The sequence below is a fragment of the Glutamicibacter sp. NPDC088483 genome (assembly GCF_044753145.1).
In the GTDB taxonomy this organism is placed as follows: Bacteria; Actinomycetota; Actinomycetes; order Actinomycetales; family Micrococcaceae; genus Glutamicibacter.
The window spans coordinates 213,230-239,788 of sequence record NZ_JBIVMP010000005.1 but is presented as its reverse complement, the minus strand read 5'-3'; the positions used below and the strand labels follow the sequence as shown (position 1 = coordinate 239,788).

General features: G+C 60.0%; 24 protein-coding genes, 2 tRNA genes and 1 pseudogene. 12 read left to right on the top strand and 15 right to left on the bottom strand.

Translation table 11 applies throughout. From position 1 onward, the window contains the following. The first annotated feature begins 3 nt into the window (after positions 1 to 3). Both ACIP6G_RS12290 and ACIP6G_RS12285 read left to right on the top strand, forming a co-directional pair. Positions 4 to 369: a hypothetical protein gene (locus tag ACIP6G_RS12290; protein ID WP_105657246.1), complete on the top strand. Its 366-nt coding sequence runs from the start codon at positions 4 to 6 to the stop codon at positions 367 to 369. After that, positions 362 to 1,837, top strand: a complete 1,476-nt coding sequence (locus ACIP6G_RS12285; RefSeq protein ID WP_400290345.1) for a cation acetate symporter — start codon at positions 362 to 364, stop codon at positions 1,835 to 1,837. Before ACIP6G_RS12290 ends, ACIP6G_RS12285 begins: the two co-directional genes overlap by 8 nt. Here the strand turns inward: ACIP6G_RS12285 and ACIP6G_RS12280 are convergent. Beyond that, positions 1,834 to 2,784, bottom strand: coding sequence for a DMT family transporter (locus tag ACIP6G_RS12280; RefSeq protein WP_400290343.1), 951 nt, complete (start codon positions 2,782 to 2,784; stop codon positions 1,834 to 1,836). The genes ACIP6G_RS12285 and ACIP6G_RS12280 overlap by 4 nt on opposite strands. 39 nt (positions 2,785 to 2,823) lie before the next feature. Between ACIP6G_RS12280 and ACIP6G_RS12275 the strand changes: the two genes are divergently transcribed. Next, entirely contained in the window at positions 2,824 to 3,327 is a 504-nt protein-coding gene (locus ACIP6G_RS12275) for a MarR family winged helix-turn-helix transcriptional regulator (RefSeq protein WP_105661811.1), read from the top strand. 104 nt (positions 3,328 to 3,431) lie between these two features. Here ACIP6G_RS12275 and ACIP6G_RS12270 read toward each other — a convergent pair whose 3' ends face one another. The 6 genes from ACIP6G_RS12270 to rpsB form a co-directional block, all read right to left on the bottom strand. Beyond that, positions 3,432 to 4,004, bottom strand: a complete 573-nt coding sequence (locus tag ACIP6G_RS12270; RefSeq protein ID WP_105657242.1) for a DivIVA domain-containing protein — start codon at positions 4,002 to 4,004, stop codon at positions 3,432 to 3,434. 149 nt (positions 4,005 to 4,153) lie between these two features. Beyond that, entirely contained in the window at positions 4,154 to 5,710 is a 1,557-nt protein-coding gene (locus ACIP6G_RS12265; protein ID WP_400290341.1) for a phosphatidate cytidylyltransferase, read from the bottom strand. Next, positions 5,710 to 6,267, bottom strand: coding sequence for a ribosome recycling factor (gene frr / locus ACIP6G_RS12260; RefSeq protein ID WP_105657241.1), 558 nt, complete (start codon positions 6,265 to 6,267; stop codon positions 5,710 to 5,712). The genes ACIP6G_RS12265 and frr overlap by 1 nt, the downstream gene beginning before the upstream one ends. A gap of 78 nt (positions 6,268 to 6,345) precedes the next feature. Continuing rightward, on the bottom strand, positions 6,346 to 7,068 hold the full coding sequence (pyrH, locus tag ACIP6G_RS12255; protein ID WP_105657240.1) for a UMP kinase: 723 nt from the start codon (positions 7,066 to 7,068) through the stop codon (positions 6,346 to 6,348). A gap of 204 nt (positions 7,069 to 7,272) precedes the next feature. Continuing rightward, positions 7,273 to 8,109 carry a translation elongation factor Ts gene (gene tsf, locus ACIP6G_RS12250; RefSeq protein WP_105657303.1) on the bottom strand — a complete coding sequence of 279 codons (837 nt, stop codon included), beginning with the start codon at positions 8,107 to 8,109 and terminating at the stop codon, positions 7,273 to 7,275. Positions 8,110 to 8,254: 145 nt separating this feature from the next. Further along, positions 8,255 to 9,106 carry a 30S ribosomal protein S2 gene (gene rpsB / locus ACIP6G_RS12245; RefSeq protein WP_105661810.1) on the bottom strand — a complete coding sequence of 284 codons (852 nt, stop codon included), beginning with the start codon at positions 9,104 to 9,106 and terminating at the stop codon, positions 8,255 to 8,257. A 396-nt stretch (positions 9,107 to 9,502) separates the two neighbouring features. Here rpsB and ACIP6G_RS12240 point away from each other — a divergent pair, with 396 nt between their 5' ends. After that, positions 9,503 to 10,036 (top strand): M23 family metallopeptidase, encoded by a 534-nt coding sequence (locus ACIP6G_RS12240; RefSeq protein ID WP_105661809.1) that lies wholly within the window; start codon positions 9,503 to 9,505, stop codon positions 10,034 to 10,036. A gap of 255 nt (positions 10,037 to 10,291) precedes the next feature. Here ACIP6G_RS12240 and ACIP6G_RS12235 read toward each other — a convergent pair. The 7 genes from ACIP6G_RS12235 to ACIP6G_RS12205 all read right to left on the bottom strand — a co-directional run bounded on the left by ACIP6G_RS12235 (position 10,292) and on the right by ACIP6G_RS12205 (position 16,408). Continuing rightward, positions 10,292 to 10,368, bottom strand: a tRNA-Ile gene (locus ACIP6G_RS12235). Between the two features lie 99 nt (positions 10,369 to 10,467). Further along, positions 10,468 to 11,655 carry a glycosyltransferase gene (locus ACIP6G_RS12230; protein ID WP_400290337.1) on the bottom strand — a complete coding sequence of 396 codons (1,188 nt, stop codon included), beginning with the start codon at positions 11,653 to 11,655 and terminating at the stop codon, positions 10,468 to 10,470. Positions 11,656 to 11,706: 51 nt separating this feature from the next. Then, positions 11,707 to 12,618, bottom strand: coding sequence for a DMT family transporter (locus ACIP6G_RS12225; RefSeq protein WP_105657236.1), 912 nt, complete (start codon positions 12,616 to 12,618; stop codon positions 11,707 to 11,709). An 86-nt stretch (positions 12,619 to 12,704) separates the two neighbouring features. Further along, on the bottom strand, positions 12,705 to 13,550 hold the full coding sequence (locus ACIP6G_RS12220) for a phage holin family protein (protein ID WP_400290335.1): 846 nt from the start codon (positions 13,548 to 13,550) through the stop codon (positions 12,705 to 12,707). 273 nt (positions 13,551 to 13,823) lie between these two features. Beyond that, positions 13,824 to 13,899, bottom strand: a tRNA-Asn gene (locus ACIP6G_RS12215). 139 nt (positions 13,900 to 14,038) lie between these two features. Then, the gene (locus ACIP6G_RS12210) at positions 14,039 to 15,112 is read right to left on the bottom strand and encodes a glycosyltransferase family 4 protein (protein ID WP_400290332.1); all 1,074 of its coding nucleotides are present in this window, start codon (positions 15,110 to 15,112) and stop codon (positions 14,039 to 14,041) included. Between the two features lie 42 nt (positions 15,113 to 15,154). Then, positions 15,155 to 16,408 carry an MFS transporter gene (locus tag ACIP6G_RS12205; RefSeq protein ID WP_400290331.1) on the bottom strand — a complete coding sequence of 418 codons (1,254 nt, stop codon included), beginning with the start codon at positions 16,406 to 16,408 and terminating at the stop codon, positions 15,155 to 15,157. Positions 16,409 to 16,761: 353 nt separating this feature from the next. Between ACIP6G_RS12205 and ACIP6G_RS12200 the strand changes: the two genes are divergently transcribed. The 3 genes from ACIP6G_RS12200 to ACIP6G_RS12190 are packed head-to-tail and all read left to right on the top strand — an operon-like array spanning position 16,762 to position 21,957. Beyond that, positions 16,762 to 18,255, top strand: coding sequence for a pyridoxal phosphate-dependent decarboxylase family protein (locus ACIP6G_RS12200; protein WP_400290329.1), 1,494 nt, complete (start codon positions 16,762 to 16,764; stop codon positions 18,253 to 18,255). After that, positions 18,252 to 19,598: a lysine N(6)-hydroxylase/L-ornithine N(5)-oxygenase family protein gene (locus tag ACIP6G_RS12195; protein ID WP_400290327.1), complete on the top strand. Its 1,347-nt coding sequence runs from the start codon at positions 18,252 to 18,254 to the stop codon at positions 19,596 to 19,598. Before ACIP6G_RS12200 ends, ACIP6G_RS12195 begins: the two co-directional genes overlap by 4 nt. A 10-nt stretch (positions 19,599 to 19,608) precedes the next feature. Next, entirely contained in the window at positions 19,609 to 21,957 is a 2,349-nt protein-coding gene (locus tag ACIP6G_RS12190; RefSeq protein WP_400290325.1) for a GNAT family N-acetyltransferase, read from the top strand. A 54-nt stretch (positions 21,958 to 22,011) separates the two neighbouring features. Here the strand turns inward: ACIP6G_RS12190 and ACIP6G_RS12185 are convergent, their stop codons facing one another. Further along, positions 22,012 to 22,659, bottom strand: a complete 648-nt coding sequence (locus tag ACIP6G_RS12185) for a maleylpyruvate isomerase family mycothiol-dependent enzyme (protein ID WP_400290323.1) — start codon at positions 22,657 to 22,659, stop codon at positions 22,012 to 22,014. A 208-nt stretch (positions 22,660 to 22,867) separates the two neighbouring features. Here ACIP6G_RS12185 and ACIP6G_RS12180 point away from each other — a divergent pair, with 208 nt between their 5' ends. From ACIP6G_RS12180 to bioB, 5 genes and pseudogenes are all read left to right on the top strand, one after another. After that, the gene (locus tag ACIP6G_RS12180; protein WP_400290321.1) at positions 22,868 to 23,215 is read left to right on the top strand and encodes a PadR family transcriptional regulator; all 348 of its coding nucleotides are present in this window, start codon (positions 22,868 to 22,870) and stop codon (positions 23,213 to 23,215) included. A 67-nt stretch (positions 23,216 to 23,282) separates the two neighbouring features. Further along, positions 23,283 to 23,588, top strand: coding sequence for a DUF1048 domain-containing protein (locus ACIP6G_RS12175; protein WP_400290320.1), 306 nt, complete (start codon positions 23,283 to 23,285; stop codon positions 23,586 to 23,588). Between the two features lies 1 nt (position 23,589). Then, a pseudogene (locus tag ACIP6G_RS12170) lies at positions 23,590 to 24,381 on the top strand (ABC transporter ATP-binding protein). Beyond that, positions 24,378 to 25,145, top strand: a complete 768-nt coding sequence (locus tag ACIP6G_RS12165; protein ID WP_400290318.1) for an ABC transporter permease — start codon at positions 24,378 to 24,380, stop codon at positions 25,143 to 25,145. Before ACIP6G_RS12170 ends, ACIP6G_RS12165 begins: the two are co-directional and overlap by 4 nt. A 180-nt stretch (positions 25,146 to 25,325) precedes the next feature. After that, positions 25,326 to 26,558 carry a biotin synthase BioB gene (bioB, locus tag ACIP6G_RS12160; protein WP_400290316.1) on the top strand — a complete coding sequence of 411 codons (1,233 nt, stop codon included), beginning with the start codon at positions 25,326 to 25,328 and terminating at the stop codon, positions 26,556 to 26,558. The last annotated feature ends 1 nt before the right edge of the window (position 26,559 follow it).

Below are 26,559 nucleotides of genomic sequence, written 5' to 3'. Positions count from 1 at the left end.
CTCATGCCCGGACGTTTCGCTGAGCAGCGTCCAAAACGCGTGCGTGTCCAGGCTCCGCAGGATGCATCCTTGACTGTCTCCCCCGACCGTCCCGAGCACACAGCAGAAGAATTCTATGTTCGCCAGCTGATCCGCTCCCAGCTGCGGCTGGCCTGTGCCGTCGCGGCGGGCCTGCTGGCGATGCTGGTAGGCATCAGTGCATTGCTCGTCTTTTGGCCGGTCTTCGAGGACATCCACCTGCTAGGCCTGCCCCTGCCATGGTGGGTTTTGGGCATCGGCATGTATCCACTGATCATCGTGGCCGGAATGCTCTACAACAGGGCCGCGGGACGCAATGAAGAACGGTATCGGAGCATCAGCCGTGGCTAGCCTGCTGTCCGTTTCCTCCCTGGTGATCGTTTGCCTCACCACCATGCTGATTGCCTTCCACGGCCTGCGCCTGTCCCGCACGACTTCCGACTTCTACGTAGCTTCACGCACCGTACGCCCGTGGTGGAATGCCTCTGCGATTGGCGGCGAATACCTGTCGGCAGCTTCGTTCCTGGGCGTTGCCGGGCTGATTGTGCTCTCTGGGCAATCAGGTTTGTGGTTCCCCATCGGCTACACCGCAGGCTACTTGATGCTGCTCCTGTTTGTTGCCGCTCCCCTGCGACGTTCCCGGGCATACACAATTCCCGATTTCGCGCAGATCCGTTTCGAAGGCTCGCCGATGCTGCGGAAAATCACCACCTATCTGGTGGTGGTGATCTGCTGGCTCTATATCGTTCCGCAAATGCACGGAGCAGCCCTGACCCTATCCATCGCTACCGGATTCCCGAGTTGGGCCGGTCCGGTCATTGTTGCCGCGGTTGTCTGCGTGACGGTGCTGTCCGGCGGGATGCGCTCGGTGACCTTCGTCCAGGCCTTCCAGTACTGGTTCAAGCTGGCGGCCTTGGTTATTCCCACGATTTTCCTGCTGGGGCGGGCCATCCCCGAGCATTCGGCATCCGGGCATGCCCAGGCCCTGTATGCGCAGCTGGAGTCCGTGAACGCGATGAACCTCTACGAGACGGTATCCATCATCTTGGCATTGCTCTTCGGCACCCTGGGGCTGCCGCATGTGCTGGTGCGCTTCTACACGAACCCCACAGGCCAGACTGCGCGTACCACCACGGTGATTGTGCTGTGCCTGCTCTCCGCGTTCTACCTCTTGCCGACGACTTTGGGCGTGCTGGGCTTGCTCTACACCCCGGAGCTCGGTGCCACCAATGAAACCGATGCCACCATCCTGCTCTTGCCCGGGCGCCTCTTCGACGGATTCCTGGGCGACGCCTTGACCGCAATTGTCGTCGGTGGCGCATTCGCAGCTTTCCTCTCCACCACCTCCGGTTTGGTGGTATCCCTGGCTGGTGCGCTGTCCCAGGAATTCTTCTCGGGTACCGTGCGGGGCTTCAGGATCTCTACCGTGCTGGCCACCGCCCTGCCCGTCCTGGTCGCGGTGGTGACCAATTCATTGGCCTTGGCGGGCGCCATTGGAAACGTCTTCGCCTTCACTGCATCCACCATCTGCCCGCTGCTGCTCTTGGGCATTTGGTGGCGTTCACTGACCGCTCGAGGTGCTGTTGCCGGACTGCTGGCTGGCGGCATCTCCTGCGGGCTGGCCTTGATGACCGGCGCCTTCCTGCCCCAGGAAGATGAGATCTGGATCCACCTCTTGCGCCAGCCTGCGGCGTGGAGTGTTCCCTTGGCCTTCATGGTGATGATCTTCGTATCGCGCAGCACCAAGCGGAGCGTGCCCGCCAACGTTGAACGCGTCATGGCGTTGCTCCATGTCCCGGACTGGCGGACGAAGTTCTAGCCAGTCTCCACGGATTCTCCGGCAGGCGCGTCGCGGCCAGATGCTTCGCGTGCCGAAGCTGATCTGCGCCGGGATCCCTTGGCCAGCCCCAGAAGGACTCCGCCGAGAACCAAGCCCATCCCGATCAGGCTTTGGAGGCCGAGGCTTTCCGCTGCCAGCAATGTTCCCAGCAGGACCCCTGTCACTGGATTGAGCAGGCCAATGAGGCCAACTGACGATGCAGGGAGATGGCGCAGCCCGGTGAACCAGGCAAGATAGGCAGCCGCGGTGGCAATGAGGCTGACATAGCCGAAGCCCGCCATCGCCTGCAGGTCAAGCTCAGGGGGTGCTCCATGCACGAACAGCGCGCAGGGGACCAGTACTGCCCCTCCGGCCACCAGCTGCCAGGCGGTGACACGGATAATCGGCATCCCTTCAGACCATCGTTTGGTCAGGATGAACCCGGCACTGGATAGGACCATTGCTACCAGCGACAAGACGATCCCCAGGATATCGATGCCGGCCTGTGCATCGAATACCATGATGCCCACGCCGACGAAGCCCAAGAGGGCCCCAACCAAAGGCCAACGTGCAGGACGTTCACCGAGCAATAGCCATGCGAACAGCATGAGCACACCGGCAGAAATCGCCATGGTCGTAGCAGCGACACCCGATGGCAAAAGTTGCGCCACCACGTAGATCAGGGCAAAGAAGGCACCGATATTCAGCACTCCCAGAACCGCGGATTTCCACCACCAGCTGCCCTGCGGGAGTTTCCTGGCTAGCCCCAGCAACACCAAGCCCGCCGGCAATGCGCGGATCGCCGCACCCCAGAGCGCTGAGCCGTCGGGAAGAAATTCCTTGGTGACATAGTAATTGGAGCCCCACGCGATCGGGGCTATCGCGGTCAGTGCTACCCAGCCCAGCGTTCGAAGCCGGTGCCCCGCAGAATTCAAAGTATCTTCCATGGAAGATACTTTAGCTTCCTTGGAAGATATAATAAAGGCATGGAGCAAAACGACCACGTATCGCGCATTCAACAGCAGTGGGCAGAACAACGGCCGGATCTCGACCCAGCTCCCCAGGGAATCATCGGCCGGCTGCATCGCTTGGCTAATTACCTGACCGAGGAGCTCTGCACGGTTTATGCAGAGCATGGGCTGACCGAAGCCGAATTCGATGTGCTCGCGGCCTTGCGGCGGGCAGGAGAACCCCACTCCCTGGCCCCCGGCGAGCTGGCACAGCAGACGATGGTGACCACCGGAGCCATGACCAAGCGGCTCGACAAGCTGGTCAGCAACGGCTGGGTCACCCGCGCGCTATCCGGTGATGACAGGCGTGGGCGCCGCATCTCCTTGACGGCTAGCGGCAAGAAGAAAATCGATGAAGCGTTTACCGCCCACATGCGCAACGAAAAGCGCCTCGTGGACCAGCTGGCCCCCGCTGATCGTCCTGTGCTCGAAGAAATGCTGCGAAACTGGTTGGCCCACTATGAACAGACCCGGCCCTAGCCTTATCGGCCAGCGCGTCGCCAAGAATGCAAAAAGCCGCGCAGGGCAGCGGGAAGAATTTCCCACTGCCCTGCGCGGCAATGCGTTTGCGCTGGAGACAGCTGCTAGTCGATCGAAGCCATCAGCTCGACCACGCGGTCAAGGAATGCATCGACCTGCGATTCCTCGTAGCCATCGGTTCCCTGCGAAGAGCGGAATTCCACGCGGCGTACGGTGTCAACGGCCATGGGCACGTCGTTCTCGAAATAGTCGATGAGCTGATCGCATAGGCGATCGACATCTTCGATGTTGTAGCTCGACGCGTTGGAACGCGACGGGCGACGGAAACGCTCACCCTTGGCACGGTGCAGGCGGCCACGCAGGATCGCGGCCAGGCGGCCTACCTGCTGCAGCCAGACCTCCTCGCCCTGATGGGCAATCAAGTCGTCGCGCTCGCGCTTGGCAAAGACATCTTCCAAGCGGTCCAGCGCGCCATCGACTTCGCGGGCCTGGTACCCGCCCTTCTGCGGCGCAAAAGTGGTGCGGCGGATCAGGTGGCTGGTGACCACACTGTCGTCGTTTCCTCCACCGTTGAAGGTGGCGCGGGCACGGCTCAGGAATGCATCAACTTGCTTTGCGTTGTAGCCGAATTCCGAGTCCGGTACGCGGGAAAACGGAGCATCTTGCTGCTGCGACACGACAGTTCCTTTTTCTCTAGAGAGATATCAGTTGGGTACCCCGGTAAGGCGATACCCCTCATATTCTATTGGCTTGGGCCAATAGTTGGCTTAATGGCCACACCAGCCAGTGTATTCCAGTAGAGGATCACACCCGCTGGCGGGACCGGTCAGAAGACTTCGACGCTCCAGGCCAGCACATGCGAAATCACGTAGCCCAGAGGAATGACAAACAAAATCGAGTCCAAGCGATCCATGATTCCGCCATGGCCCGGCAGCAAGTTGCTCATGTCCTTGATGCCCAGTTCACGTTTAACCATGGATTCCGCGAAGTCGCCAGTGGTCGCGGCAATGGTGGTGAAGAACGCCAAGATGACGCCCGTCCACCATGGCATTTCCAGCCAGAAGTGCATTGCGCAAGCACCAATAGCCATCGAACCGATCATTGATCCGGCGAAGCCCTCCCAGGACTTTTTCGGAGAAATCTTTGGCGCCATCGGATGCTTGCCTATTAGCACACCCACGATGTAGCCGAAGGTGTCGTTGGCGACCGCGAGCAGCAAAAGCGTGGCAATGAGCCATTGGCCATTCTCGGAATCAAGAATCAGCAGGGCGAAGGAAAGCAGCAGCGGCACCCAGCTGATGATGAACACGCTGCTCATCACCGAGGCCACAGCACCCTTGAGTCCTTCCATGAGCCGGAAGAGCAAAGCGATGAGGATAGAGGCAATGTAGCTGAATCCAAGGGCTTCCACCCCGCCCCAGATGGCACTGACCGGCAGCAAGACCGAGGACAGGTACAACGGCAATTGAGGCACCGCGGTCTTGGCGTGAGTAGTAGCTCTCGCAACTTCCCAGCAGCCAATGCCGCTGAGCGCAATCAGCGCGATGACCAGCAACGGCTGCGACCACATCAGGCCAACGAGGACGACGCCGAGCATCAGCAAGCCTACGCCGATTGCCGCGGGCAGGTTGCGTCCGGCGCGCGATTTCTTCGGCTCCGGGGTTCCTACCAACAGCTCGGCAGGGATGTCTGCTTCTGCCGCGTCGGGCTGGCCGGTCTCGGCCAGGTCCGTGGAGTCGGAAACCGGTGGAGCAGGCACCTTGCCCTCGGCAGGCGCTGGATTCTGCGCCGCTGATTCGGCGTCCGGTTTGGTCGCTTCGCCCTTCGCTGGCTTACCACCCCGGGCAGCTGGGGCCGCTAAGATCTTGGCTTTGCCGGGTTCCGCCGGTTCTACGGGCTCAGCCGGTTCCTCGGCTGGTCCGGCCTGCTGGGCAGCTACCGGCCCCGGAGCCGTCACTGGCTTGGACGTATCGGCCATGAAGGCTGCCTTGGCACGCTCTTTCGCTTGCCCGGTATCAGCCGTAGCGGCTGCATCCTTGCCTGGGGAAGCCTCGGCTGCCGAGTTCGCGCCAGCCCCTGGCTGAGGGGTCGGCAAAACGCCATCGGTGCCGGCAACTTGCTCCACGGCTGGTGCCGGTGCTGGCGTGGCCATTGGAGCAGCTACCGGATTGGCCGGTTCAGTCGTGACCGGTTCTTGGATTCCAGTGGCAGGTTCTGGAGTTTCCCTAGCCGCGCGGTTCTTCATGAAACCGCGTTTTTTCCCCTTGGCGGCAGCCTCGCGCTGGGCACGAGCTTCACGTCGGGTCAGGGGCTGGGATTCTCCGGATGCCACTGAGGGCACCGCCGAAGCGTTGCCCTCAGTGTTGTCTGTCGAGCCTGGCATTAGACTTCCAGCAGCTCTGCTTCTTTTTTCTTCAAGATCTCGTCAACTGCGTCAACGTGCTTCTTGGTCAGCGCGTCGAGGTCCTTTTCTGCACGGGTGCCCTCGTCCTCGCCAATTTCGCCATCCTTGACCAACTTGTCGATGGAGTCCTTGGCCTTGCGGCGGTGGTTACGCAGCGCAACGCGGGCGTCCTCACCCTTGGCCTTGGCCAGCTTGACGTATTCCTTGCGGCGTTCTTCGGTCAGCACTGGAAGGACAACGCGGATCATCTTTCCGTCCGAAGATGGGTTTGCCCCAACTTCTGGATCGCCCAGAGCCTTTTCGATTGCGCGCATAGCGGTCACATCGAATGGGGTGATGGTGATGGTGCGTGCTTCTGGCACTGCGAAGGAAGCCAACTGCTGCAGTGGGGTCGGGGAACCGTAGTAGTCCACCATGACCTTCGAGTACATGCCTGGGTGGGCGCGACCGGTACGGATCGTCGCGAAGTCCTCCTTGGCGGCCTCAATGGTGCGTTCCATTTTTTCGGCGGTTTCCGCCAGCGTTTCGTCAATCACCGGTACTCCTCAAGTACTTCATCTGTATTTCCGCTACGGGAAATTAAATCTACTTCAATCCTAAGCCACGATCACCGATTAGACGGTGACGGTGGTGCCAATCCGCTCGCCGCGAATTGCCGCGGCCACGTTTCCTTCGCCTTCCATGCCGAAGACCAGCATATTGAGCTTGTTGTCCTGGCACATGGTCATGGCGGTCTGGTCCATCACGCGGATGTCGTTGACCAGCGCGTCGCTGTAGGTCAAGGTCTCCAGCTTCTTGGCGGTCGGATCCTTCTTCGGATCCGCGGTGTACACGCCATCGACGCCCGACTTGGCCATCAGAACTTCGTCAGCATCGACTTCCAGGGCACGCTGCGCGGCCACGGTGTCGGTGGAGAAGTACGGCAGGCCTGCACCAGCGCCGAAGATGACAACGCGGTCCTTTTCCATGTGGCGGATGGCACGGCGTGGGATGTAGTTTTCTGCGACCTGGGCCATGGCGATGGCCGACTGGACGCGGGTTTCGACGCCGCATTGTTCCAGGAAGTCCTGCAGTGCCAGGCAGTTCATGACGGTGCCAAGCATGCCCATGTAGTCTGCGCGCGAGCGGTCCATGCCGGAGGCCGAGAGTTCTGCGCCGCGGAAGAAATTGCCGCCGCCAACCACGATTGCGACCTCTACTTCGCCTACGGTTTCAGCGATCTGCTTGGCGATGCCGCGAACGGTATCCGGGTCAACGCCGATCTTGCCGCCGCCGAATACTTCACCGGAGAGCTTGAGCAGTACGCGGCGTCGTTTGGTTTCTGGGGTGCTTGGCATGAGGTGTCTTACTCCTGGAGGTCGGAATCAAGCTGGGGGTACTACTTCCCAGATCCCAAGCTATCGTGAGATCCGGGCTCAAGAAAAGGGAGGCGAGTCACCGAGTTTTCTCTCGGTGCTCACCTCCCTTTGATCTTGTGCACTCAGGTTGCCCTGAACGCGGTTCGCTTAATGCGTACGGCTAATGCTTAGAGCTGTAAAAGCTTAGGCACCAACGCGGAAGCGTGCGAAGGCAACTGGCTTGGTGCCAGCTTCTTCGAAGACCTTGCCTACGGACTTCTTTGCGTCCTTGGCGAAAGCCTGGTCAACCAAGACGATTTCCTTGAAGAAACCGGTCAGGCGGCCTTCAACGATCTTGGTGAGTGCAGCTTCTGGCTTGCCCTCCGCGCGAGCGGTTTCGTCTGCGATGCGGCGCTCGTCGGCAACCTTGTCAGCTGGAACCTCCTCGCGGGACAGGAAGGTAGGAGCCATTGCAGCGGTGTGGACAGCAACGTCGTGTGCGACGGTTGCGGCAGCTTCGCTGTCAGCGTCAACAGCCATCAGAACGCCAACCTGAGCTGGCAGGTCCTTGCTGGTCTTGTGCAGGTACGAAGCAACCTTGGCACCCTCGATGCGTGCAACACGGCGTACAACAACCTTCTCGCCGAGGATTGCGCCCTCTTCGATAACGATGTCGCCAACGGTCTTGCCGTCCAGCTCGTAAGCCAGCAGTGCTTCTGCATCTGCAGCACCGGAAGCCACAGCGGCATCCAGGACCTTGTTGGCCAGTGCAATGAACTTCTCGTTCTTGGCAACGAAGTCGGTCTCGCAGTTGATCTCGATCATGACGCCGACGTTGCCTTCAACCTTGGCAGCAACCAGGCCTTCAGCGGTCGAACGGCCTTCGCGCTTGGTAGCGCCCTTCAGGCCCTTGACGCGGATGATCTCGATGGCCTTCTCGGCGTCGCCGTTAGCCTCGTCCAGTGCCTTCTTAACGTCCATCATGCCGGCGCCAGTGCGCTCGCGCAGTGCCTTGATATCAGCAGCGGTGTAGTTTGCCACGTGCAATCCCATTCAGCTAGGAGTTTCAAGTTTATTTTGCTTATGGGACGGGTCGGATTTCCGGCCCGTCCCACAAGACTTGGTGAAGTTCACCCCGAGCTACACGCTAGTGCGCCCAGGCAAACTTCTGGAGTCACCGAGGTGACTACTTGGCTTCTGGTGCCTCAGTTGCATCGTCTGCAGCTGGTGCTTCAGTTGCAGCTTCTGCAGCTGGAGCTTCGGCCTTGGCCTTCTCGCCCTCAAGCAGCTCGCGCTCCCACTCAGCCATTGGCTCAGCAGCACCCTCGGTCTTGCCGGCAGCCTTGTTGTTCTTGGCGATGAGGCCTTCGGCCACAGCGTCAGCAACAACGCGGGTCAGCAAGTTGACGGAGCGGATTGCGTCGTCGTTGCCTGGGATTGGGTAGGTAACTTCGTCCGGATCGCAGTTGGTGTCCAGGATGGCCACAACTGGGATGCCCAGCTTCTGTGCTTCGTCGATAGCCAAGTGTTCCTTCTTGGTGTCAACGATCCAGATAGCGGAAGGGGTGCGGGTCAGGTTACGGATACCACCGAGGTTGTTCTGCAACTTGGTCAGCTCGCGCTTCAGCAGCAGCAGTTCCTTCTTGGTGTGACCGGAGCCAGCAACGTCCTCGAAGTTGATCTCTTCCAGTTCCTTCATGCGCTGAACGCGCTTGGAGACGGTCTGGAAGTTGGTCAGCATACCGCCGAGCCAACGCTGGTTCACGTATGGCTGGCCAACGCGGTTAGCCTGCTCGGCGATCGATTCCTGAGCCTGCTTCTTGGTACCGACGAACAGTACGGTGCCGCCGTGGGCAACGGTCTGCTTGACGAACTCGTAAGCGCGGTCGATGAACGACAGCGACTGCTGCAGGTCGATGATGTAGATGCCGTTGCGCTCGGTGAAAATGAAGCGCTTCATCTTTGGGTTCCAGCGACGGGTCTGGTGGCCGAAGTGGACGCCGCTGTCAAGCAGCTCTCGCATGGTTACGACTGGCATGTCGCAACTCCTTTCAGCAGTGGCGGACCGGGCGCGCATGCGCCCGCGGTAACTGCTCTTGTTTGTTCGGGTTGATGCAGATAGCCATTGTGGATATCCGCCCTAGCATGAATACCGATAGATGCTTGGCATCTCGCCTTCGGTCCACCGATTCTCTCGGACCACTGGAACCTCAGGCCACAGCTCATGGAGCTGTGGATACTCATACGCGAAGTCAATCCCCTGCCCGACGCACCCAGTTTTGGACACACCTGTGACAGGACACTGCTGTTTCAAGTGTACTACAGAGAACTCAACGCTTTACACGGCGATATCGGTGATCTGCAGCCCATTCGCTTGCCCACAATTCGCTCTTCCAACTGCTCAAGATCCGGCTATTGGGTCCAGCCTGAGAGCATGAAATCCAAGTATCTAGTCGCCGGGCTGCAGGTTTTGCTGCTGGCCTTCAGTGGTCCTCCGGCCTCGCCCCTGACTGCGGCGCCACAACCAGTCCAAGCACAAGCTGCACTCGCCGCCGGCAACGGCTGGCGTTGGCCACTAGCTGGCGAACCGGAAATTCTGGAGCCCTTCGATAAGCCGGAGGAGAATTGGCTTCCCGGTCATCGCGGCGTGGATTTGGCTGCCAGCTCCGGAGACTCGGTCTTCGCGCCCCAGCGCGGCCAAGTCGCCTTCGCTTCAGTGATCGTGGATCGACCCGTGCTGGTCATCGACCACGGTTCCGGATTCAAGACCAGCATCGAACCGGTAGCCGCCGGAGTCTCGGTGGGCGATTGGGTCGAGGCTGGCGCGAAGGTGGGACAGGTAGCAACCGGGGCGCACTGCTCGGGCCGATGCATTCACTGGGGCGTGCGACTCGAAGGAGAATACATTGACCCGGTGTTGCTGATCCGCGACATGCGTCCATCAATACTCTTGCCGCTGCACGAATGACCGTGAAGGCTCCCAGGGGTGCACCATGAAGAGCCACGGTTACTGTCGCGGGTCTTGCAGACCGGATCCTCTGCGTGTTCTTGCCCCTGGCGAGAGCTCCATGCCGCGCAGCCGCGCAGCCTGTTCCTTGGACTGCCATGAGAGTTGCAAGTTGGCACCGCGCAATGGCCGGGAACTTGCTTCTTCCAGTTTCCATACCCCGGAACGAAAAATCGCCCAGCAGCTTTCTTGCATAAGCTGCTGGACGATCTTGTTTGGTAGGGAGTATGGGACTTGAACCCATGACCAAGGGATTATGAGTCCCCTGCTCTAACCAACTGAGCTAACTCCCCACATGGGCCCATCGCCGAAGCGGTGTAACCACACTCGAAATATTCTAGGGCATCACTAGCCGAAACACCGATTTGACGCACCCGATGACGATGAACCTATTAATGGCTGGAAACTTCGTGGCCGCGGTAAAGGGCTTCGAAGGAGTTCATCGTCTTTTCCTGCGCGTGGTTCTTCACCTTTTCATGCCCGGCTTCACCCATCTTGGCACGGCGCTGCTCATCCAAGGCCAGAACCTGGTCTAGCTTGTTGGCCAGATCCTGCCGGTCTCCCGGCGTGAACATGTAACCATTGATGCCTTCGTCTACCAGGTGCGGCAGGGCCATCGCGTTGGCCAGAACGACGGGTTTGGAAGCCGAGAGTGCTTCCAAGGTTACCAATGACTGCAGTTCGGCGGTGCCTGGTTGGCAGAACACATCGCAACGCAGGTAGGCCTGGCGCAGTTGTTCATCACTTACATGCCCAAGGAAACGGACACGGTCTCGCAGCTGCAATTCGTCAGCGATCTTCTCCAAGTGAGGGCGTTGCTCTCCCCCGCCAACAATTTCAATGATGGCATCCGGCACCTGGCTCATTAAAGGCAATGCCTCGATGAGTTCATTGATGTTCTTCTCAACGGCAAGACGGCCTGCGAACAAGATCGTGGGGAACTCGTTTTTAATGATTTCTTCCCCTGCCGCCAGCTCGTAGTTGCCGATCTCGATCCCGTTAGACAGCGGAAGCACCCGGCTCAGTTTGGCACGCTCACGCATTGCCTTGGCCGCCAGTGGAGTCGGGGTCGTGACGGCGTCTGCCCGCCCAAAGATCTTCCCCATGTCTCTCCACGAATTCTGCGCGACAATTCGCTTGAACCACTGCGGGAAAGGCAGGAATGGGTCAAGGTTTTCCGGCATGAAGTGGTTCGTGGCGATGGAACGAACCTTGTTCTTGCGAGCCCATCCGATCGTGCGCTGGCCAATCATATAGTGGCTCTGGGCATGGACTACATCGGGCTTGATATCCGAGAGCAGCTTGCTGATCTGCCGATTGACTTCCCACGGGAACACGATGCGGAAGTACTCGTGGGTAGGTACCGAATGCGATTCCAGACGATGCACAATTGCTTCATCACGGATCTCGGTGTAGGTCTTGCCCTTATCTCCACGGGCCGCCAGCACATGCACCCGGTGGCCGCGTGCATGCATCGCAGTAGCCAACCGGTAGCAAAACATCGCTGCACCGTTGACGTCTGGCGGATAAGTGTCAGCAGCAATGACGATGGTCAGCGGTTTTTCCTTGGCCACGAGCATCCTTCGGCGTTCACACGCGTTGTAGTTTCTATTAAAATCTGCAGCTTCAGTCTATTTGGAATCAGGCATGGATTTTTCTGCTTCAGACTGGTTCCGGCGTTCAATAACATCCGGGTGATGCCTGGACAGTGCGGTCACACCGACGATAGCCAAACCAGCAGCCACCAGCATCAGCACGGTGACCAGTACCGGAACATCAGGACGCAGCTCCCCGAGGATGCCGATTCCAATGGCAATGCCAATTATTGGGTCAATCACCGTCAACCCTGCGATGACAAGGTCAGGAGGTCCCTTTGAGTAGGCCTTTTGCACAAAATACGAGCCGAGAAGGCCAGCTACAACTACCGCTAGGCCAGCCAGCCAAGGCAGCTGGACAAAGCTGCCGTCGCCGATATTCATCACGGCGATTGCAATGGTTCGAACCAGTACGGCGACGAATCCGAATAGAACGCCAGCACCGAGGATGAAGAAGAACGCACCGAGCTTCTTGTGGAAGAAGATGGTGGCCAATCCCACGATGGCAACGACTACCGCCAAGATCATTTCAATCAAGTGCGCTTCGTAGTCGTTTACCTCCTGGTTGCTGCTAGTGGCAGTGACGGCCAGAAGCACGAAGCCAACCGAACCCACCATGCAGCTGATGATCGCCAATACGGTGGGACGATTCATCGTCAGGTCGGTTTCCTTGGCATTGACCATCGCAGTGATCACCAATGCAATGGCACCAATTGGCTGCACCACCGTCAAGGGCGCGCTGGCTAGCGCGAAAACATTCAAGGCCATGCCAAGAGCCATCAGCCCCAGTCCGCTCATCCAGCGTTTGTTGCGGGCCAGCTTCCCGACATTCTTAATTGTCAGGTCCAGACCGCCAACAGCACTGCGGACTGCCTGCGATTGGAAGTGCGCTCCAAAGGCAAGACAAAAGGCACTGCATAGTGCCGCTGCAATAGCGATCCAAACCATGTCAGTGCCTTTCTAGCCTAAGTTTTCATACGACGGGGCACGCGCACGCTTGGTACGGCTAATGCCTGGCCCCGTCGGCGAAAGACCTAGGAGCGCTTGAACAATGCGCGGACAACAGCCATCAGCGCCAGCCCGGAACCTGCCATCACGATATACGGTCGTGCCTGCTCTAAGCGGTTTGAGCCGGCTCTGTCAGCCTCCGATTGGTCTTCGGAAGACGAAGACGAGGAAGGGCGAACGAATCCCTTCGCCTTGGCAGCTGCTCCGGAGAACTTTTCCCCAGCTCCCTGGGTGAAGGAACGAATCTTGTCGATCTTGGCCAGTGGCGCTTGCACGCTCTCGCCCAGGTTGTCACGCAGAGCCTGGATCTGGCGGCGGCGACGCTTGGTGCGAAGGATCAGCTCATCGACACTCGGTGCCGGAGGCTTCGGTTCCTTCTTCTTTTCAGCCTTCTCGTCATCCTCAGCCGACTTCTTCTTCAGCGGCTCATCAAGAGTGCTGACATCGAAGGCGCTGCCGTCCTTGAGCACGCCCAAGTCGTGGCGGAGTCCGCGAATAGCTGCTTCCGGTTTCAGCGGCAGTGCCTTCTTGACCTTGGCATATCCAACCAATCCCAAGATGGCAGCAATCAGCAAGAAGAATCCTGCAACGATCAATGCGGCTGCCCAACCGGGCAACCAGAGAGCCAATACATTGACCAGGGTAACTACAACAGCAATGACGAAGAGCAGCACTACGAGCAGTGCAGCTCCGGCGAGCGCCGCCGCCATGCCAATGCTGATTCCCTTGCCTTTGAGTACCGTAGTCGCGAGTTTGATCTCGTCCGAGAGCTGTTGTGGAACAAGCTCCTTGAGACCATCAACCTGCGTCTTAGCACTCTTGACACTCGACTTAAGGCTTTCGTCAGCTTGCGTCGATTCAGCTTCAGACATGGTTTCTCCATATTCTCGATCGCTCAGCAACCGGTACATCAAACGCTAACACCCCGGTTGCCGCATACGACTCAGTCTTCAGGCGTAAAACCCACTGCATTTATCTCATGCTGTGGGTGTAACTGTTAACGATTCGAAAGTCTATCGTCTAATCACCTGTGGTTATAGGAGGTTCGGGTGTTGTTGGGTTTTCACTTCGAATTTGCGCATGGCAACGACCGCTTTTGGGTAAAACAAAACCTCCCAGCTACTTGCGGAGCTGGGAGGTTTCTTTGGCTCCTCCAACTGGACTTGAACCAGTAACCCTTCGATTAACAGTCGAATGCTCTGCCAATTGAGCTATGGAGGAATGCAACGAGTAATACTTTAGCACTGGCCAAGTGCCGTTTTCAAATCGGAAGTTCCCGTTGCGGAGCATGCGTTCCCTGCCCCGAAATTCCGCCATTTTCCGGGCGAGACCGGATGCTTATCCACCAAGCAGCAGCAAACTACTTTCTGTGATCTGCCGCATATCTGGCCAAATCCAGCAGCTGCTGCGCTGATTGTTCCCATGAATAGTGCCTGGCTCGTTCCACGGCGCGTTGCGAATACTGTCTCCAGGTAGCCTGCTCATCCAAAGTGCGTACTTGGTCCGCGAAGCCTTGTACATCATCTGCCGAAGCGTACAGCGCGGCGTCATCCGCGACTTCCCTGAAAATCGGCATATCGGTGGCAATCACCGGAGTTCCCATGCTCATCGCTTCGACCAGGGGAAGCCCGTAGCCTTCTTCTCGCGAAAGGGTTACCAAGGCAGTGCATTCGCTGAGCAGCTGCTCGTATTCCTCGTCGCTGACACCGCGGTGGAATACCACTGTGGCTTGCGAGGGGATGAGCTTGGATAATTCAGCATGACGTTGCTCGTTGATCCCGCTTAGCAGGTGCAGCTCATAGTCCGGCAGGTGCGCCATGCCGCGGATGAGTGTCTCGACGTTCTTGTATTCCATGAAGGAACCCATATAGACCAAGGTCTTCTTGGGGCGCTTCGCTTGGTCTCGACGAGCAAAATTTCCGGTGGGGGCGTTGGACACCAGTCCAATATGCTTCTTGGTCAGTCGATGCCTGCGCATGAGATCGGCTGTGGTGTTGGAAACGGTAGCCACCGCGTCGGCACGATTCAGGAGCATCCGCTGCGGCCAGTAGACCTGATGGAACAAGTACCATCCAGCGCGAATCGGAGCAGGCAGGAACTTCGGTGCATGCGGATGCGAGTAGTAGATCAAATCATGCAGGGTCAGGACCAAGGGATATTTCCGCCCCAACGATCCGATGGTCTGCATGGGCGAGAACACGACATCCGGCTTGAGCTTGTTGATCTGCAGGGCGACGAATGGCTCGAGCACGCTCGTGGGGCCGGAAATCTTCAGATACGGAACATCGGGGAGCATTGCCAGCTGCCTGGTGTCGTTGACCAGCATCGTGACCTCGGCAAGCTTGCTGGCGGCCTCGATCAACCCGGCGGTATACCGGCTAATGCCATCATGGTGGGTGATGCGGGTGTATCGAGCGTCGATAACGAGTTTCACGTGCGCGGTTGCCTTTACTTCGTGGTGCGTATGCTTTCCAGCCTAACGGCTTGCGGGGCCGCGCATCACTAGGTAGCTAATAACTGAGAGGGTTGCGGCAACGACCCAGGCAAGCAGTCCAGCGGTAATCCCCCACGCGCTGGCCAATGCGCCGCCCGCCAATCCGCCAACGGGTACGACTCCAAAGGTGAATAACCGGCGTGCGCTTAGGACCCGGCCCAGCAGCTGCTCCGGAACGATCTGCACAATCCAGGACGAGGCAGCAATGTTGAAGAGCAGCACGACGATTCCCCAACCCAGCGCGAAAATTCCCAGCAGCACCATGGACCACATTTCGGTTGCATAAGCCGCGCCCAATACGCAGCCCGCCAAAACTGCCTGCATCGAACCGGTGTAGATCAGCAAGGTTGCCGGAGCGAATTTTCCAGCCAGCGTTCCTGCGATAGCAGCTCCAATTAGCCCGCCAACGCCACTCACCGAGGCGAAAAGGCCGTACCCGAATTCGCCAAAGCCGAGCTCGTTGATAATGAAGATCGCTTCCACCGATGACCCGATGGCCAGCCCCAAGTTGGAGAACATCACTGCAACGGTAATTGCCAAGAGCAGGCGGTGCCGGGCCAGATACCTGAGGCCAGCCAGGATGCCGCCCTTTTCGGTCGACGGCCCGGGGCGGCGGCCAGGGCCTTGCGACAGGCGAGAGGAACGCACCTGCAGCGCCATCAGCATTGCCAGCAGGCCCAGGGCCGTCGAGATGCTCAGCAGCGCTGGCGCTCCCCACAGCGCGAAGCCGGTTCCCGCCAAGGCCGGGACAATCACGGTCATTGACTGGTCCGCAGCTCCCAGCGAGGCGATCAGCTTGCTAATGCTCGCCGCTCGGACTTCAGGTTCATCTCCGATGAGCTGCGGAACGGCAGTGGTTTGGGAAGTTTCGGAAAATACATTGCAGAAGCCGAGCATTGCGCACAACAGCATCCCCAGCGGGATCGTTAGTTCCTCGGCGAAGGACAGTGCCGCTAGGCACCCCAGCAGGAAAAGCTTGGACCCGAGACCGATGCGCAGGACCCGCAACGCGGAATACTTGTCGACCAAATGGCCCGCGGGGATGCTGGCGAGCACAAAGGAAAGGGAACCAAGCGCATTGAGCACTCCCATCTGCATGGCAGTTGCGCCAAGGGTACCCACGAACAGCAGATCAATCGTGATATCAGAAAGTGAGCGTCCTGCCGCGTCCATTGCGTTCGACCCGAGGAGCAGACGCTGGGATCGCTGGACTTTTCCTGGGCTTGCCGTGGCCACTTGCCCTCCCTTGCTCTAACTGTTTGATCATACAGTTCTAGCTTGAAAGTGCAATCAAACGATTAGTGATAATTCCGAGAAATTGGAAGTCGAGAAGTTCTCTCCACTTCAACCTCGCAGGGGTCCAACTTCAGCCTCGCTCAGATGCAGGTCAGCGGGTAACTTATCACAGCCGGGCGCCACCCGCAGGAAAATGTAGAAACTTTTCTCCTGGCGGAGAGAGTGAATTACTCGGCTTGCATTAACTAATTGAAGTGTGTTGTTAATAGATTCTTGTTAGGTGAGCCTGACCAACTATTGATTGTCTCTATCTGAGGAGCATGCTTTTGGGTGCCTCACTGCCTACCCTGCAAATGCCTGATCTACCACTGCCGATCTACGATGATTCGTTGCTCTGCGCAGACACCGCCCGTGTCTACGAAAACGAGTCGCGTGAAGCCATTTCACGCGTGGCCCACCGATTGGCATCGGTGAACGCGCCGACGACCGGACCGACTCCGCAGCAGTTGCAGGAACGCATCGACCTGGTCGACCTGCATAGTCCGTTGGGTTCAACCCAGGACTCGTTCGCCGAGCTGAATGAGTTGTATTTCAACGACGCGGTCTACTTCCACGATCCGAAGTACGCGGCGCACTTGAACTGCCCTGTCGTGATCCCTGCGGTGGTCGCCGAGAACTTCGTCACGAGCATCAACACCTCGATGGACACTTTTGACCAGAGCGCTGGAGCAACACTGATCGAGCGCAAGCTCATCGATTTCACCGCCGATCTGATCGGCTTCGGGACCGGGCAGGCCGACGGAATCTTTACCTCTGGCGGAACTCAATCCAACCTTCAGGCCATGCTGATCGCACGAAACACCGCTACCGCAAAGCTGCGGGGCACCTTGCCTGAACGGCTGGCTAATCTGCGGATCTATTGCTCGGAAGATGCGCACTTCTCGATTCGCAACGCCGCGATGCTCCTTGGCCTGGGCTACGACGCGGCCGTGGCGATCCCTACAGACGCCCAGCACCGCATGGATGCGCATGCATTGCGCGTGCGCCTGGACGCAGACCTCGCCGCCGGTTTGGTGCCCATGGCCATCTCCGCCACCAGCGGGAATACCGACTTCGGGGCCATCGATCCGTTGCCCCAGCTGCGTGCTATCGCCACAGAAGTAGGCGCGTGGTTCCATGTGGATGCCGCATACGGTTGCGGCCTGCTCATCTCCAACTCCCACCGCCACCGGCTGGACGGCATTGAATTGGCCGACTCGGTCACCGTGGATTACCACAAGTCCTTCTTCCAGCCCATCGGCTCCAGCGCCTTGGTGGTCCGCTCGGCGGCCTCCATGGAATCCATCGCCCACTATGCCGAGTATCTGAACCCGCGTGCGGAGGCCGAGTCCACCCCCAACCAGGTCTCGAAGTCTCTGCAGACCACACGGCGCTTCGATGCGCTGAAGCTGTGGGTCACGTTGCGCTCTTTGGGGGCCAGCCGTTTGGGTGCCATGTTCGACCAGGTCATCGCCTTGGCAGAGGACGCTCAACAGGAAGTTGCCATGCGCGCCCAGCTACGGATGGCAGCCGACGTGCAGCTGAGCACGCTGGTCTTCTCCTTTGAAGATCCACAGCACCCACTGGAACTGGACGAGCACAATGCCCTGGCCAACCAGATCCGCCAACGCCTCTATGCCAGCGGCGAAGCGATGATCGCCGCCACCACGGTCAAAGGCAAACGCCTGCTGAAACTGACGCTGCTCAACCCGAATACGACCCTGGCCGATATCAGCGAGATCCTCGACGCTATCTGCCGGATTGGTTCCGGACTGCTGGCCGAACGCACCCTTGGAGAGAAGAAATGATTGAACCTACCGAGCACTTTGACGTCATCGCTATTGGCGCTGGCCCTTTCAACCTGGGTTTTGCCGCCTTGGCCGATGGATTGGATGATCTGCACGTTGCAGTTCTGGAAGCAGGAGAGAAGTTCGTCTGGCACCCTGGCATGATGCTTCCCGGAACCCATCTCCAGGTTCCCTTCATGGCAGATCTGGTGACCATGGCGGACCCGACCAGCAAGCATTCGTTCTTGAACTATCTCAAGGAAAAACAGCGGCTTTACCCGTTCTATATCCGCGAAGACTTCTACGCGCTGCGCGAGGAGTATTCCAACTACCTGGCGTGGGCCGCAGAAAATATTCAAAGCGTACGATTCGGGCACCGGGTGCTCGAAGCCGAATACCACGACGGGGTCTACCGGTTGTCGGTGCTCACTGCCGCAGGACTGACCCGCTTCACCGCAGGCAAATTGGTACTGGGCACCGGATCCCAGCCTTATCTGCCGCCGGTTCTCACCACGGAAGCACAAGCCACCGGCAACGTGGTGCACTCAAGCGACTACGCCTTCCACCGCGAGAAACTCCTATCTTCCCGGACCGCAGGTTCCGGTCCGCAAGTAACTGCTGTGCTCGGCAGCGGCCAGAGCGCCGCGGAAATCTTCTTGGATCTTCTGCGCAGCTTGCCAGAAGAGGATCATCTGGTGTGGGCAACGCGTTCAGAACGCTACTTCCCGCTGGAATACACCAAGCTCACTTTGGAGATGACATCTCCGGAATACATCGACCACTTCCATGCCCTGCCCATGGATCAGCGGGATGTCCTGTCAGCAGAGCAAAAGGGGCTCTACAAGGGGATCAACGCGGACTTGATCAACGAAATCCACGAGGAGCTCTACCAGCGAAGCGTCAATGGCGCAGCGAATGTGCACCTGCGTACCGGCTGCGCGGTCACGAGCATCGGCGCTGACACGGATCACCTGGCCATCAGCTTGCGCCATGAACGCACCGGTGAAGACCTGGAATTCCTCGCCGACCACCTTGTCATGGCAACCGGCTACCGCGCAGGCACTCCGGACTTCTTGCAAGGCATCAGCCAACGCATCGATTACCTTCCCGATGGCCGCTTCAATGTAGATCGCGAATATTCCATCGGGTTGGACCAGGACATCTTCGTGCAGAACGCTGAACTGCACACCCACGGCTTCACCGCTCCGGATCTGGGCATGGGAGCCTACCGCAATTCAGTAATTATCAACCGCTTGGCTGGACGCGAGGTCTACCCGGTCGAGCGACGGATCGCTTTCCAGCGATTCGGCGCCGCCGAACTCAGCGGCTTGCCCACGTCCGCCACTGCCAGCGCACGAGCCTAAGGAACTTCCGATGACCAACTACACTTTCCGTTCCGTGACGTTGCCCGGGGATACTGCGCTGCTGCATTCGTGGATTGCCACCGCGCATGCCTCCTTCTGGTGCATGGCCAACGCAACCGAAAAGGAAATCGAAGCAGAATACCGCACATTGCTTGGCACCCCAGGCTACGAAGTCCTCTTCGGCATCGACGCATCAGGGGACGAGAAATTCCTTGTCGAGCTCTACGACCCCGCAGCATCGCCCCTGGCCGATGCGTACAACTACGTCCGCGGCGACCGTGGACTGCACTTCCTGGCTCCGGCAGCCACCGAGCCGCAGCCTGGGTTCACCCTCGAAGCTCTCTCCTCTGCCATGGTCCAGGCTTTCGCCCTGCCCGGAACCGAACGAATCATCGTGGAACCTGACCTGCGCAACAAAGCCATCCATGCCCTGAATGCCCGAGTTGGCTTCCGCCCGGTACGTCCAGTGGAGCTCTCCGAAGCAGACGGCTCAATCAAGCAGGCACTTCTGTCCATCTGCACTCGCCAGGACTTCGAAACCGCTACCGGCCGCGGCTTGGAATCCTCATTCCTCTCCCCTGCACGTTGGGACATCGCCAACCGCCATGTCTTGGCCAAGGCCCTGGGCGAATTTTCGCATGAGCGCCTCCTGGAGCCTGCCGGCCATGGAGAAAACCGCTACTCAGTCCAGAAGGATGCCCACCGCTACAGCTTCAGCGCCCAGCGGTACCAGCTGAACCACTGGTTGGTTTCACCGCAGTCCGTGGAACACCACCACTTCGTTGACGGCAGCTGGCAGCAGGCAGAGGTGGACGCCATTGAGTTCATCACCCACTTCTGCCAGGAACTCACGCTTTCCCCGGTGCAGCTGCCCACCTACCTTGAAGAGCTCTCATCCACGCTGGCCAGCCACTGCTACAAGCAGGTTCATGCAACCCATAATTCAGCACAGTTGGCCCGGTTCGACGGCACAGCCGCACAGTCCTTCCAGCTCATCGAATCTTCCATGACCGAGGGCCACCCGTGCTTCATAGCCAACAACGGAAGAATGGGCATCGGGCGCACCGACTACCTGAGGTACGCCCCCGAAACCGGTTCCGCCCTGCACCTTGGCTGGGCTGCCGCCCACAAGTCCCGAGCACAATTCGACGCCGTGGATTCGCTGGATTACGAAGGGCTGCTGGCCGCCGAGCTGGATCCAGCCGAGCGCCAGCGCTTGGACGCGGCCCTGGAGGCCACCTTGTCCGGCACCGGCTATGCAGCCGGGGACTACATCTTCATTCCGGTACACCCTTGGCAATGGGAGAACCGCCTGTCGATCACGTTCGCCAATGATATTGCCCGCAAGCAATTGATCTGGCTGGGCACCAGCGTTGACGAGTACCAGGCGCAGCAGTCGATCCGCACCTTCTTCAACCTGTCCAACCCGGAACGCCACTACGTCAAGACGGCAATGTCGATCTTGAATATGGGCTTCATGCGCGGGCTCAGTGCCGAGTACATGAAGGTGACTCCCGCGATCAACCAGTGGTTGGGCGAGTTGTTCGCAAAGGACCCGGTGCTCTCGACCCAGCCGGTCGCCCTGCTGCGTGAAATTGCGGCCGTAGGCTACCGCAACCCGCAGTTCGAAGCAGCCACCGGCATGAGCGATCCGCAGCGGAAGATGCTGGCTGCGCTTTGGCGGGAGTCCCCGATCAGCCTGCTGGGCCCGGAAGAAAAGTTGGCTACGATGGCCAGCCTATTGCATGTCGATGCGTCCGGCAGGTCCTTTGCCGGCGCCCTCATTCGCCGCAGCGGGCTAGCACCGGCCGACTGGCTAAGCCGTTACCTCGATGCCTACCTCATTCCGCTGGTGCATTGCCTGGCTGCCTATGATTTGGTGTTCATGCCGCATGGCGAAAACGTGATCATGGTGCTTGAGAACGGTGCTGTGAAGAAGGTCCTGCTCAAGGATCTGGGCGAAGAGATTGCCGTGCTCTCGGACCGGGTGGAACTCCCGGAGGAGATTCGCCGGGTACGCACCGGTGGAGATCCGGTATTGTCGGTCTTCACGGATGTCTTTGATTCGTTCTTCCGCTTCCTCGCGCCGCTGCTGGATGCCGAAGAACTGCTTTCCGAAGCAGATTTCTGGAAGACCGTAGTTCAACGGCTGCTGGATTATCGCGGGCAGCATCCGCAGTTCGCTGAACGCTTTGATCAGCTGGGACTTTTCGCGCAGAACTTCCCGCTGTCGTGCTTGAACCGCCTGCAGTTGCGCAACAACCAGCAGATGCTGGATCTCGCCGACCAGTCCGGAGGCCTGCTCTACGCAGGCGATCTGGAGAACCCGCTGGCCACCGCCCTCATTCCCGCTGGCTGATTTGCCAGCTTCCCCAGCATCGCGCCGTACAGTCATCGTGCGGCGCGATGCTTGCTATTTCCGCGGCTGTGCCGTGATCCTGCGTGCCAGCTCGCCAACCCCTGCGCCCTGAAGCCGCGGGAGGACCTGTTCCCTTCCGGCCATCGCCAGGACCAGATCCAGCAATTCGCCACGCACCTCGGGACCGTTCCCGCAACTGAAAGCGTCGTCCGCCGCCGACATCCGCAACCCCTTAACCAGGGTGCTGCTATTGACTGCGAAGTCCTTGGAGGCGAAGAATCCTGCCACCGCTCGCAGTGCCGTGGGTTCAGGCTGCAGGATCAGATCGAGTGCCTGGGCGATGTCCTGCCCGTGCACTACCACTTCGCCCAGCAAACCGGTCACCGAGTTCAGCGGGGCAATGGACTTGCTGGCAGAACGATTGAAATTATCCAGCGTTTGCCGGGCGCCGTCCCCGAGCTGCAGGCGCAGCAGCCGCTCGTTGTGCCGGTCGGCATTCAATCCGGAACGAGCCATATTCACCAGCCAGCGGGCGGTCGAGGTGGATCCGGCGGCCGCCAGGTGCGCCGCCACATCGCGGATCTGCCAGTTCTCGCACAACGATGGGGCGTTCCACTGCTCCGGCGCCAAGCTGCCCAGCAATCCTGCCAACCGCGCACGCTCGGCATGGACCAGCTCCCAATGCCATCTCGCATCCTTCATGGCGCCTCATCCCCATAGATCCAGTACCGGCTCAGCTTCCAGGAGCATACCGGATTTCCGGTTGCCCCATCTTGCCACTGGTCAAATGGCGGTTCTCCAAAGCCCCGAAAAATATCTGGAAAATCTTGGTACTAAGTATTGCTAAATACCGCTACTTAGTTGTACTTCCTACTTGTACTCAATGACACTAAGTAGAGAGGGGTGCACCATGGCCACACAGATGACCGAGATGCTCAAAGGCACCTTGGAAGGGATCGTCCTGGCGATCCTGGCCGAACGCCCGGCCTACGGATACGAGATCACCACGGAACTGCGCGAACGCGGCTTCACCGATCTGGCCGAGGGGACCATCTACGCACTGCTGGTGCGCATCGAGCAGAAAGGCCTCGTCTCGGTGGAGAAAGTCCCGTCCGAAAAAGGGCCTCCCCGCAAAGTCTTCACCCTCAACCCCAGCGGCAAGCAGCAGCTCGACGACTTCTGGACCACCTGGAACCTGCTCGTCTCCCGCATCAACAACCTCCTCCCCCACCCGAGCACCCCGCAGAAAGGGCACTGATCATGGTCGCCAAATGGATTGAAACTTTCACCGGCTCACTGGAGCAGAAGAAGCAGTACAGCAGAGCATGGCACGCCTCAAGACCCTGCCCCAGCCCTATGCCAAGGCCGCTGCAGGAGTGCAGCGCTACCTGCTGAACCAGAGCGGGATCACCGACGCCGAAACGATGATCTCCATGTATTCGGACCTGGCCGACCTCTTCGAAGGAGCAGCCGCCAACGGCACCGCGCTGCGCGAACTGCTTGGCCAGGACCCGGCGGAATTCGCCGACGACTTCGCCCAGGCCTACGGGGGCAAGCGCTGGACCGACAAGGAACGCACCCGCCTGGCCGACACCATTTCCGAAGCAGAGAACGAATCGAAGGAGCAATGACATGAATACCGCGTTGGCCCCGGAACCGGCCATCGAGGTCACCGGACTGGCCAAGTCATTCAAGAAGCTGCCCGTGCTGCGCGGACTGGACTTCACCGTGCAGCCCGGCAGCATCTTCGCCTTGCTCGGTTCCAATGGCGCCGGCAAGACGACGCTGGTGCGGATCCTGGCCACCCTCCTTCCCGCCGATGCGGGAACCGCCCGGGTCTGCGGAGCTGCAGTGCGCGAGAACCCGGTCCAGGTCCGCCGGTCACTGGGCCTGACCGGGCAATTCGCCGCAGTGGACGAGGTCCTGACCGGGCGCGAAAACTTGCTGCTGATCGCGCGGCTGCTCCGCTTGGAGAATCCGCGGCCCATCGCCAACGGCTTGCTGGAGCGCTTCAACCTCTGCGACGCAGCTGACCGGCCTGCAGGAACCTACTCCGGCGGGATGCGCAGGCGCCTTGATATCGCCATGGGACTGGCCGGCAACCCGCCGGTGCTCCTGCTCGATGAGCCGACCACGGGACTGGATCCCCAATTGCGCCGCGAGACCTGGCAGGTGATCCGCGACTTGGCCGAGTCCGGCACCACGATCCTGCTCACCACCCAGTAGCTGGATGAAGCAGAGCACCTGGCCGATCAAATCGCCATCCTCCACGAGGGCACCATCATCCACCAGGGCACGCTGGCCGAATTCCAGGCCCTGCTGCCGCCGGCCACCACCGAGCTGGTGGCCAAGCGGCCGAGCCTGGAGGAGATCTTCCTGGAACTGATCGGCCACCACCAGCGAACCGAAGGGAGCAAGCCATGAGCATCGCGGCACTGCGGGAAACCAGAATCCTCACCGGGCGCTCGATGCGCCACGTTGTGCGCAGCCCCGACACCATCATCACCACGGCCATCACCCCGGTGGCCATGATGCTGCTGTTCACCTACGTTTTCGGCGGGGCCATCGGCACCAGCGCCACCGGGCCGTATATCAGCTACCTGCTGCCCGGGATCCTGGTCATCATCATCGCCTCCGGGGTCGCCTACACCTCCTACCGGCTGTTTCTGGACCTGCGCGATGGGCTGGTGCAGCGCCTGCGCTCCATGCCGATCTCCCGCTCCAGCGTGCTCTGGAGCCATGTGGCGACCTCGTTGGCGGCGAACCTCCTGTCCCTGGCGCTGGTACTGGGGGTCGCCCTGGCCATGGGCTTCCGCTCCTCCGCCTCCATGGCAGCGTGGATCGCCGTGCTCGCGCTGCTGTGCCTGGTGACCCTGAGCCTGACCTGGGCAGCGGTGCTTGCCGGCTTGAGCGCGAAATCGGTGGATGGCGCCAGCGCCTTCAGTTACCCGCTGATCTTCCTGCCCTTCATTTCCTCGGCGTTCGTTCCCACCGAGTCAATGCCCGGGCCGGTGGCCTGGTTCGCCGAGCACCAGCCGATCACTGCTATCGTCGATTCGCTGCGCGCCCTGCTGTCGCAAGAACCCGTGGGTTCCGAGCTCTGGATCGCCCTGGCCTGGCTGGCAGGCATCTTGATCCTGGCTTGGGCGCTGGCCACGCGGATCTACCGGAGCAAGACCTCCAGCTGAGCAGCGGGCGCGCGGCACGGGACGCGCGCCGTCTGCAACTGCCACGGGAAGCAGCGCAAGCCCCCGACTTGAACATTGTTCAAGTCGGGGGCTTTTCGTGTACATTGGTGCCAGCAATTGAACACCGTTCAAGAATGGCTGCACCTTGGCAGGCAGCCATCCAACCAGGCGAAGGAACCCATGAGCATCCCCGCGCAGCGCACCAACACCGCAGATTTCACCGAGCTGGCCGCACGCATCTCCGCTGGCCACCAGCTCACCGCAGCAGAGGCCCTCGGGCTGCTGGCCACAAGCGACGCTCAGACGTCGGCACTGGTCAGTGCGGCCGGGGTGCTGCGGCGCAAGCATTTCGGCAACACCGTGAAGGTCAACTACCTGGTCAACCTGAAGTCCGGCTTATGCCCCGAGGACTGCACCTACTGTTCCCAGCGTCTGGGCTCCAAGGCCGAAATCCTGAAATACACCTGGCTCAAGCCCGGCGAAGCGGTGCGCCAGGCAGGTTTGGGCATCGCCGGCGGCGCCTCGCGGGTCTGCATGGTCGCCTCCGGCAAGGGACCCACGGACCGCGATGTGCAACGCGTCGCGGACATGATCGGCGCATTGAAGGAAGAGCATCCGCAGGTCGAGGTCTGCGCCTGCATCGGCATCCTGAAGCAGGGGCAGGCCCAGCGGCTCAAGGAGGCCGGCGCCGACGCCTACAACCACAACCTGAATACGGCCGAGTCCCTCTACCCGGAAATCTGCAGCACCCACAGCTTCGCCGAGCGCGTCTCCACCGTCCAGCAGTCCAGGTCCGCCGGCCTCTCCCCCTGCTCGGGGCTCATCGTTGGACTGGGCGAAACTCCTGAGCAGCTGGTCGAGGCGATCTTCGCCTTGCGCGCGCTGGAGGCCGATTCCATTCCGGTGAACTTCTTGATGCCTTTCGACGGCACCCCGCTGGAAGGCACCTGGAACCTGACCCCGCGCGCGTGCCTGCGGATCCTGGCCGTAGTGCGATTAGCCTGCCCGGACAAGGAGATCCGGATGGCCGGCGGACGCGAAATGCATCTGCGTTCCTTGCAGGCCAACGCCCTGGAAGTGGCCAATTCGCTGTTCCTCGGCGACTACCTGACCAGCGAAGGCCAGGACGCGAAAGCCGACCTGGCGATGATTGCCGACGCGGGTTTCGTGGTGCTGGGCCAAGAAGGCCAGGACCCGGCGCAGCTGGCCAGGACGCTGCGCGAAGCCGCCGGCCACGCTTCGCGCCAGCCGGAGGATGCGGGCAACGCCGGGGCCAACGGGTGCAGCGGATCATGCTGCACCTCCGTTGCTTCCCCGGCCTGCAGCAGCGCCTCCTCGGGCTGCGGCACCGGCACGGCCGAACCGGTGCTCCGCCGCCGCGGTGCCGGGACCGGGGAAAGCCCGAACGCCTGAT